Source organism: Planctomycetota bacterium (genome assembly GCA_035384565.1).
GTDB lineage: Bacteria > Planctomycetota > PUPC01 > DSUN01 > DSUN01 > DAOOIT01.
Genome location: DAOOIT010000026.1, coordinates 73498 through 79889 on the forward strand (window position 1 = coordinate 73498; position 6392 = coordinate 79889).

The 6392-nt window shown below is 69.2% G+C and carries 5 protein-coding genes; all 5 read right to left on the minus strand.

The window, feature by feature from the left end; all coding sequences use genetic code 11:
• Nucleotides 1–14: 14 nt before the first annotated feature.
• On the minus strand, nucleotides 15–1220 hold the full coding sequence (locus PLE19_11505) for a PTS sugar transporter subunit IIA (protein HPD15572.1): 1206 nt from the start codon (nucleotides 1218–1220) through the stop codon (nucleotides 15–17).
• A 28-nt stretch (nucleotides 1221–1248) separates the two neighbouring features.
• Nucleotides 1249–2355 (minus strand): glycoside hydrolase family 99-like domain-containing protein, encoded by a 1107-nt coding sequence (locus PLE19_11510; GenBank protein HPD15573.1) that lies wholly within the window; start codon nucleotides 2353–2355, stop codon nucleotides 1249–1251.
• Nucleotides 2352–3176: a 2-amino-3,7-dideoxy-D-threo-hept-6-ulosonate synthase gene (locus tag PLE19_11515; protein ID HPD15574.1), complete on the minus strand. Its 825-nt coding sequence runs from the start codon at nucleotides 3174–3176 to the stop codon at nucleotides 2352–2354. Before PLE19_11515 ends, PLE19_11510 begins: the two co-directional genes overlap by 4 nt.
• 346 nt (nucleotides 3177–3522) lie before the next feature.
• Entirely contained in the window at nucleotides 3523–4629 is a 1107-nt protein-coding gene (locus PLE19_11520; protein HPD15575.1) for an anaerobic sulfatase maturase, read from the minus strand.
• Nucleotides 4630–5285: 656 nt separating this feature from the next.
• Entirely contained in the window at nucleotides 5286–6206 is a 921-nt protein-coding gene (locus tag PLE19_11525) for a serine acetyltransferase (protein HPD15576.1), read from the minus strand.
• Nucleotides 6207–6392: the final 186 nt, after the last annotated feature.

The window sequence follows — 6392 nt, forward strand, 5'->3', positions numbered from 1 at the left end:
CGCGCCGCGGCGTGCTATCGCCGGGCTTCGGCGAGGATGGCGGACACCTCGGCGGCCGAGCGGCAGGCGAGGAGCCGCTGGCGGGTCTCGGGGGCCATCACCAGCCGCGCGATCATGGCCAGCACGTTGAGATACTCGCCATAGGCGCGCGCGGGGGTGACGAGCAGGAAGATGAACCGGGTCAGCGGGCCGTCGCCCTCCGAGAACGCCACGCCCTCGGGGCAGATGCCGAAGCACCCGATCATGCCGGTGAAGTCCGGCAGCGCCACGTGCGGGAACGCCGTCTCGCAGTCCATCGCCGTCGAGAGCACGCCCTCGCGGGCCACGGCGGTTTCGAGCACGGCGTCGGCCCACTGGCGCGGCAATTGCCCGTGCTCAACCAGCACGCCGACGAGCTGGGCGATGGCCTCGCGCTTGTCGCGCGGCGACAGGCCGAGGTGGATCATCTCCTCCCAGAAAATGTCCTGAAGCCGCAGGTGCGCGGCCTTGGGTGTGAGCAGCATCAGCAGCGAGTTCGGCACCGCCTGGGCCACGCGGTCGGGGATCGAGCCCTCGAACTCGTGGGCGACGCGCCAGTAGTTGGGCGCGCCCAGCACGATCAGGTCGCCGGGGCGCGCGTAGCTGCGGATGCCCGCCACCGCGTCGTCGGCCACCACGAGCTCCAGCGGTTCGGTCACTCCGGCGAGACGCCTCCGCGCATGGGCCAGCGCGTCGTCGCCGTGCTCGCGCTGCTCCTGGACGTCGTGTCGGGCGACGATCTGGAGGAGCTGTGTGGGGACATTGAGTGCCTGGGACAGCTCGTTGGCGATCCAGAGTTGCTTGACGACGTGCGGGCCGCCCGTGGTGGGGACCAGCACGCGGCGGGTCGGCTCGGCGGGGTTCTCGCGCAGGAACACGCCGGGGACGCGCAGGTCGAGCGTCATGCGCAGCGTGGCCCCGAGTTCGCGGGGGTCGTGGCCCCAGTCGGCCACGATCAGGCCCACGTCCGCATGGGCCGCGAAGCGCTGCGCCTTGGCGCGCAGGCTGCCCGGCGCCCCGACCACATAGAGCAGCCCGTGGGGCCCATGCGGCGTGCATGGGTAGGGGGTGCCGGGCGTGCAGAGCACCGAGAGCCGCGCACGGCACGCCTGCGAGAGCAGGCTGGCGTGCCGCAGCACGCCGGCGCCCATTTCGGGGGCCGAGACCAGGGCCAGCACGTGGACGGGACGCGGCTCGGTCATAGTGGCGTATTCCACGGTTCCGGGGCGCTCAACGGTCCTTCGGGAACAGGACTGCCCTGAGGGCCTTCAGGTATTTCGCCTCGGGGTCGCCCTTGGTGGGCGCGATGTAGCCTCCCTCACCGAACTCGTTCCAGGCATAGATCACGGCCAGCCGCTCGGCGGTGGCCTGCTCGGGGTGTTTCTCCATCCACTCGATGGCGCGGTTCACGTGGGCGGCGAACTGCTCGGGCGTGCGGTCGGGGAAGTACCAGCCGGGCAGCTTGCCCGAGCCGCCGCCGAACAGGTCGCCGGCAGGGCCTTCCCAGGGGCGGCAGTCCCACCCCCCGATCAGACACGGGATGCAGGGCTGCTCGGGGCGGCCGCCCCAGGCGCGCTCGTGGGCCTCGACGATCTCCTGGAACTTGTGCTCCTCGCCGCCGCCCGTGTAGCCGGGCACGATGTTGTAGCGGGTGGTGTGGGTGTAACCGATGTCGGTGCCGCCCGGGCCGCAGGCGGCAAGGGCCACGCCGGGCAGGCCGGCCTTGCGGGCCTCATCCTGCACGGCGGCGAAGCCGTCCTTCTCGCCGCCGCGGGCGTCGAAGATGATGACGAGCGGCTTGCCGCCCACCGTGAGGTGCTGCTTGTGCTTGAGGTAGGGCATCCAGAACTGCGCGGCCTTGCGCCAGTTCTCCGCGCCCTTGATGACGAAGCCCGCGTGGTTGGCGACGAGGAGGCAGAACTTCATCCGCCCGTTGTTCGGGGCCTTCACGAAGAAGTTCAGGCCCGTGTGCTTCTCGTCGTCGTCCACGGCCTTCTGGGTGTCGTGCCAGTACCAGCAGAAGGCGAAGAAGGCGAGGCCGTGGTCGGCGGCGAGGTCTATCTGGCGCTGCACGATCTCGAGCGAATCGTCGCGCCAGCCCCAGAGCGGCTCGCGGTCGGCGAACTCGTCGAGCATGCGCTTCGAGAGGTGCGTCGGGGCGTTCTTCGCCCAGGGCTCCTTGTCGGCGAGGCGGTGTCTGCCGGCCCAGCCGTCGAAGTAGTAGGCGCCCACCTGGGCGCGGGGCTTCGGCGCGTCGGCCGTGAACGCCGCCGGCGTCAGGGCGGCCAGTGCCATCGTGCAGGCTCCGATGCGTGCGAGGAGAGGGGATGGCTTCATCGGCGTCTCCCGGCGCGCTGGCGCGACGGGGCGAGCATTCGGACGGCCTCGTTCACCGAGGCGTCGTTGTGCACCATGGCGCAGATGGCCCGCATCATGGCGAGCGGCTTGTCGTGCTGGAACACGTTGCGGCCGATGCACACGCCGGCTCCCCCGGCCGCGAGGGCGGCGCGGACGTTCTCGAAAACGTCCCGGTCGCTCTCCGCCTTCTCGCCCCCCGCGATGAGCACGGGGATGGGGCAGCCCTCGACCACCTTGCGGAAGCTGGCGGCCGAGCCCGTGTAGGTGACCTTCACGAGGTCGGCTCCCAACTCGGCCGCGATGCGCGCCGCGTGGCGCACGGCCTCGGGGTCGCTTTCGCTCTTGATCTTCGCGCCCCGCGTGTACATCATCGCCAGCAGCGGCACGCCCCACTCCATGCAGGCCACCGAGGTCTGGCCCAGGTCGTGCAGCATCTCGGCCTCGCTGGCCGCCCCGATGTTCACGTGGATCGAGACGGCGTCGGCGCCCATCCTGAGCGCCATCGGCACCGAGTTCACGAGCACTTTGGCGTTGGGGTCGGGGCTCCACACGGTCGAGCCCGAGAGGTGGAGGATGAGGCCCACGTCCTTGCCGCTCTGGCGGTGGCCGTAGAGGGGCAGGCCCATGTGGCCGAGGACGGCGTTGGCGCCGCCCTCCGTCACGTCGTTGACCATCGTGCGCATGTCCACCAGGCCGCGGATGGGGCCCACGGTGACCCCGTGGTCCATGGGCACGATCACCGTGCGGCCCGTGTTGCGGTTGAGGATGCGCTCGAGGCGAATCCGCTTGCCGAGAAGCATGCCGCCCCTCCTATGGACGGGTTCCCTGGGACCTGCACCCTGCGGGTCCCGACGCACCGGCGCCGGAACACGGAACAGGCGCAGGCTGATGCTGCCGGTTCGGTCGTACGGCCTGCTCAGTCGTCCTTCCCGCGAACTGCTCAGCGGGGCAGTTGGGCGACGAGCACGGGCGGAGGGCTCACCCGACTAGGTGAGCGGTTCTCCGACCTTCAGGTTCCGCCCGAACATCCGCCGCTGGGCATGCAGCCGCCCAGCAGCAGCGCAGCCGCCAGGGCGATGAGCGTCAAAGCTCGCTTCATGTTTCTCAGGCTCCTGGTGTTGCCCCTCCCAGATCGGAACGGACGCCTCAGTAGCCACACACGCGCCGGAACTGCCGTGCCACACCCTTGAGGCGCGGCGCCGCCGTGGCAAAGAACTTCTTGAGCCCCGCGCAGTGAGCATTGCGGCCGCCTGGCTCGCGGTCGCGCGGGCAGCCGCCATTGCACAGGGTGAACCACTCGCACTCGCGGCAGCCGTCATCCACCTTGCCCTTGAGCTGGCTGAAGCCCTGGCGCGCCGCGACGAACAGCTCGGCCAGGGGCCGCTCCCCGAGCCGGCCAAGCTGGTGCTCGGGCCGGATGTAGAAGTCGCACGGGAAGATCTCCCCGCCGCGCTCGACGGCCAGGTAGTCGCCGCAGCGGGCGCGGAACGTGCACAGGTTCGGCTCGCCGCAGGCGAAGTACGACAGCACGCTGTTGAAGACCCGTTCGTTGATCGCCCCGACGTCGCGCGGGTACCACCGCTCGAAGACCGCGAGCAGGAAGTCGCCGAACTCCTCCCCGCTCACGCTGAAGGGCAGGGGGGCGCCGTCCGGGCCAATCTCGCGGGCGGGGATGAACTGGATCTGATTGAAGTCATGGGCGACGAACCAGTCGTACACCTCGGCCCCGTGCCGCACGTTGGCCTGGCTCACGACGCACAGGATGTTGAACTCCACGCCGTATTCGCGCATCGTTCGGACGGCCCGCATCACCTTGTCGAAGGTCCTGCCGCGGTAGGTCTCGTGCAGCTTCCGAGGCCCATCGAGCGACAGGCCGACCAGGAAGCGATACTCGGCCAGGAACTTGCACCACTCGGCGTCGAGCCGCGTGCCGTTGGTCTGGAGGGCGTTGCCCACCACCTGGCCGTCCACGCCGTGGCGCTTCTCGGCCTCGACGACCCTCTTGAAGAAGTCCAGCCCGCACAGCGTCGGCTCGCCGCCCTGCCAGCAGAAGACGGTCTGCCTCATGCGATAGCCGAGGAGTTCGGCGGTCAAGCGGTCCACGGTCTCGAGCGACATGGTTCGGCCGCGGGCATCGCCGGGCGGTTCGAAGAAGCGGTCGTTGCCATAGTAGAAGCAGTACTGGCAGCGCAGGTTGCACCACGAGCCGGCAGGCTTGATCAGCAGTTGGAAGTCGGGCGTCTGGTGGGGCATAGTAAGGCTTGGCTGTGTGAGGAGCTCCCGCCGCCAGCTCCTATGGTACACCGAGAGCCGCAAGGGTGTCAAGAAAGGCTTTTTCCGGGCCCATCAGGGTCTGGCGACCCCGACGTAGCCGCCATCGGGGAGCGTGGGGCCGGTGCCGCGGCGCCCGCGAGGGCCACCCCATAACCCTCTATGCCCCAACGCCTTACGCTCTCCGGCCATTCCCGCCCCCATGCTTGCTCATTCCGCAGATGAACGAGTATGGCCGGAGCCTCGAGAATCGCCCATTCCCGCCCATCTACCCATGCTGTATCACTTTCCCCCTCACAGGGCTGATACAGCATGGGCGGGCGGCGCCTGCCAGCCCCTTGCCACAGCCCTCACGCATCCAACAGCCTCCCGCGGGTTCGCAACCCGCGGGAGGTTCCCGCTCGGAGGAGAAGAGGCCGCGGAGCGGCCAGGAGGCCCGTTCCCCCGCAGAGCGTAGGGACGAGGAGGAGAGCAGAGCGTAGGAGCGTATTGGAACGTCCGGGAGAGGCGCTCGCGTGTCGGTTGCGGGCGCAGTCAGTGCCTCCGGCGAAGGCCAAAGTGTGCACCGCAACCGGCTCCCCCGCACCAGGCCAGTCGAACCAGGATCGCGAGGTACGGAAGAGCCTTCTTTCCGAGGGTCAGGGCTGGGCGCCGCGGATGATGAGGCGCGGGTTCTCGATGAGCACCTTGCTGTTGGGGGGCACCGACTTGGTGAGCCACACGTTGCCGCCGATCACGCTGTCGTGGCCGATCACGGTGTCGCCGCCCAGGATGGTGGCGCCGGCGTACACGGTCACACGGTCCTCGAGCGTGGGGTGCCGCTTGCGGCCGCGGATGAGCTGGCCGTCCTCGTCTTTCGGGAAGCTCATGGCGCCCAGCGTCACGCCCTGGTAGATCTTGCAGTCGTCGCCGATGATCGTCGTCTCGCCGATCACGACGCCGGTGCCGTGGTCAATGAAGAACCTGTGGCCGATCTGCGCCCCCGGATGGATGTCTATGCCGGTGAGCGAATGGGCGTGCTCGGTCATGATGCGCGGCAGCAGCGGCACGCCGAGCTCCGTGAGCTGGTGGGCGATGCGGTAGGTGGTGATGGCCACGGTGGCGGGGTAGCTGAAGATGACCTCGCCGTGGCTCTTGGCCGCGGGGTCGCCGTCGTAGGCGGCCTGCACGCCCTCGGCCAGCCGCTCGCGCAGCGCCGGCAGCGCCCGCAGGAAATCAATGACCAGGTCCTCGCCCCGCACCTTGCAGTGGGTGCACACGCTCCCCAGGCGGCGGCATTCGTGCTTGATGGCGCGGTAGACCTGCTCCGTCAGCAGGTCGTAGAGGTCGTTGAGCTTGTGCCCGACGATGAAGCTCACGTTCGACTCGTCGAGTCCCTGCTCGCCGAAGTAGCCGGGGTAGAGGATGTCGAAGAGCAGGTCGAGGATGCGCACCGTGGCGTCCTTCGACGGCAGGGGCACGACGCCGATGTGGTGGATCGTCTTCTGCTCTCGGTAGGTGGCCAGAATCGCGTTGGCGATACCCGGCAGTTCGCCGAGTCGCCGCAGGTCCTCGCGCATGAGATGCACCCCGAAGCGGTGAGACGGGGCCACGACGTGCCTGCGCCCCGCGGGCCGGCCTCCTGTGGTCTTCCCTATGGGGGTATCACATTGCGGCAGCGGTGTCAAGCTCGTGGGGGCGCCCGGGGTGCGGGCCGGAATTGTGGGTGGCTGCGGGAGCTCCGAAGGAGCGAAATAGGATAGCCC